This is a genomic window from Methylophaga sp., from assembly GCF_030651745.1.
The window spans coordinates 1-1,777 of record NZ_JAUSCC010000135.1 but is presented as its reverse complement, the minus strand read 5'-3'; the positions used below and the strand labels follow the sequence as shown (position 1 = coordinate 1,777).

Here is a 1,777-nt window from a genome sequence, read left to right as displayed (position 1 = left end):
ATTTTACCGGATTGCGCGAAAAGCCCCGTCGTTCAGGGCGGGGATGAATAGCGCGGACGGCAGCGCCGTCCTTTGAATACTTAATGAGGTGTTTGCTGTTGCTCGATGTATTGCCGAATGATTTCAATCGGCGCACCGCCGCAGCTTCCAGCGAAATAGCTTGGCGACCACAAGGCCCCGCCCCACAGTTTCTTCTTAATGCTTGGGTAGTTCTTTTTTCGGATAAGAAGACTGGATACGCCTTTCAGGCTATTAACCAGTTTCGATATTGCCACCTTAGGCGGGTAGTTCACCAACAGGTGAACGTGATCGTCCTCTCCATCGAATTCCACCAACTCCGCTTCAAAGTCGGCGCATACATTGGAGAAGATTTCTTGAAGGTCGTCCAGAATGGCTTTTGTGAATACACCACGGCGGTATTTAGTCACAAAGACCAGATGAACGTGCATCTTAAAAACACAGTGTCTACCGTGCCTAATGTCATTGTCATTGCCCATAGACCAGAGTATGATTGAATCATGCAACGACTTCAAGTTTTCAAATACGAATTAATGCCGGACGGCGAACAACAGCGCAATATGCGCCGTTTCGCCGGGTCGTGCCGTTTTGTATTCAATAAGGCATTGGCGTTGCAACAAGCGCACTACGCAGAAAGCAAAAAGAAGTTGTCTTATGCCGATTTGTGCAAACAACTGACCGAGTGGCGCAAGAGTAGCGAAACGCAATGGCTATCTGAAACCCATTCCCAACCCTTGCAACAAACGCTTAAAGACCTGGAACGAGCCTATAAAAACTTCTTCGAGAAACGCGCAGACTTTCCTCGCTTCAAGAAGAAAGGCCAGTCGGATAACTTTCGCTATCCGCAAGGTTGCAAGCTCGACCAAGGCAACAGCCGGATTTTTCTGCCAAAACTAGGCTGGGTTCGCTACCGCAACAGCCGGGAAGTGTTGGGTATTGTGAAAAACGTCACCGTATCCGGCAAACAAGGCAAGTGGTATGTGTCGATTCAAACCGAGCGCGAAGTCGAAGCGCCTATCCACCCGTCGACCGCCATTGTCGGCATCGATATGGGCATTGCCCGTTTTGCCACACTGAGCGACGGCAGCTATTTCGCCCCGCTCAATAGTTTCAAACGCCAAGAAAAAGCCTTGGTGAATGCTCAGCGAGCCATGAGCCGAAAAAAGAAGTTCAGCAACAACTGGAAAAAGGCAAAAGCCAAAGTCCAGAAAATCCATGCCCATATCGGCAATGCCCGACGCGACTACCTGCACAAAGCCACGACCACGATCAGCCAAAACCACACGATGGTGTGTATCGAGGACTTGCAGGTTCGGAATATGTCCAAGTCAGCATCAGGCACTACCGAGACACCGGGCAGAAACGTCAAGGCCAAATCCGGCCTGAATAAAGCCATCCTAGATCAAGGCTGGTATGAGTTCCGCCGCCAGTTAGACTACAAACTCGCTTGGAATGGCGGACAACTCGTTGCCGTACCACCCCAAAACACCAGCCGGAAGTGTCCGTGCTGCGGCCATGTCGCCAAAGAGAACCGACGCACACAAGCCCGGTTCCGGTGTGTTGCGTGCGGCTTCGAGGAAAACGCCGATGTAGTTGGTGCGATCAACATTCTCAGGGCGGGACACGCCCGTTGCGCCTGTGAAGTGAGCGACGCAGTAATGTCGCCAGCAGCAGGAACCCACCGAAGCAACTCATTGCGGCGCGATGCCGGGATGAGCGCCGTAGGAATCTCCGGCCTTTAGGCCGGGGAGGATGTCAA

General features: G+C 52.0%; 2 protein-coding genes. One reads left to right on the top strand and one right to left on the bottom strand.

Annotated elements, in window-relative coordinates; translation table 11 throughout:
• Positions 1–80: 80 nt before the first annotated feature.
• On the bottom strand, positions 81–497 hold the full coding sequence (gene tnpA / locus Q7V21_RS15395; RefSeq protein ID WP_226069670.1) for an IS200/IS605 family transposase: 417 nt from the start codon (positions 495–497) through the stop codon (positions 81–83).
• Positions 498–518: 21 nt separating this feature from the next.
• Here tnpA and Q7V21_RS15390 point away from each other — a divergent pair, with 21 nt between their 5' ends.
• Positions 519–1,760 (top strand): transposase, encoded by a 1,242-nt coding sequence (locus Q7V21_RS15390; protein ID WP_283630491.1) that lies wholly within the window; start codon positions 519–521, stop codon positions 1,758–1,760.
• Positions 1,761–1,777: the final 17 nt, after the last annotated feature.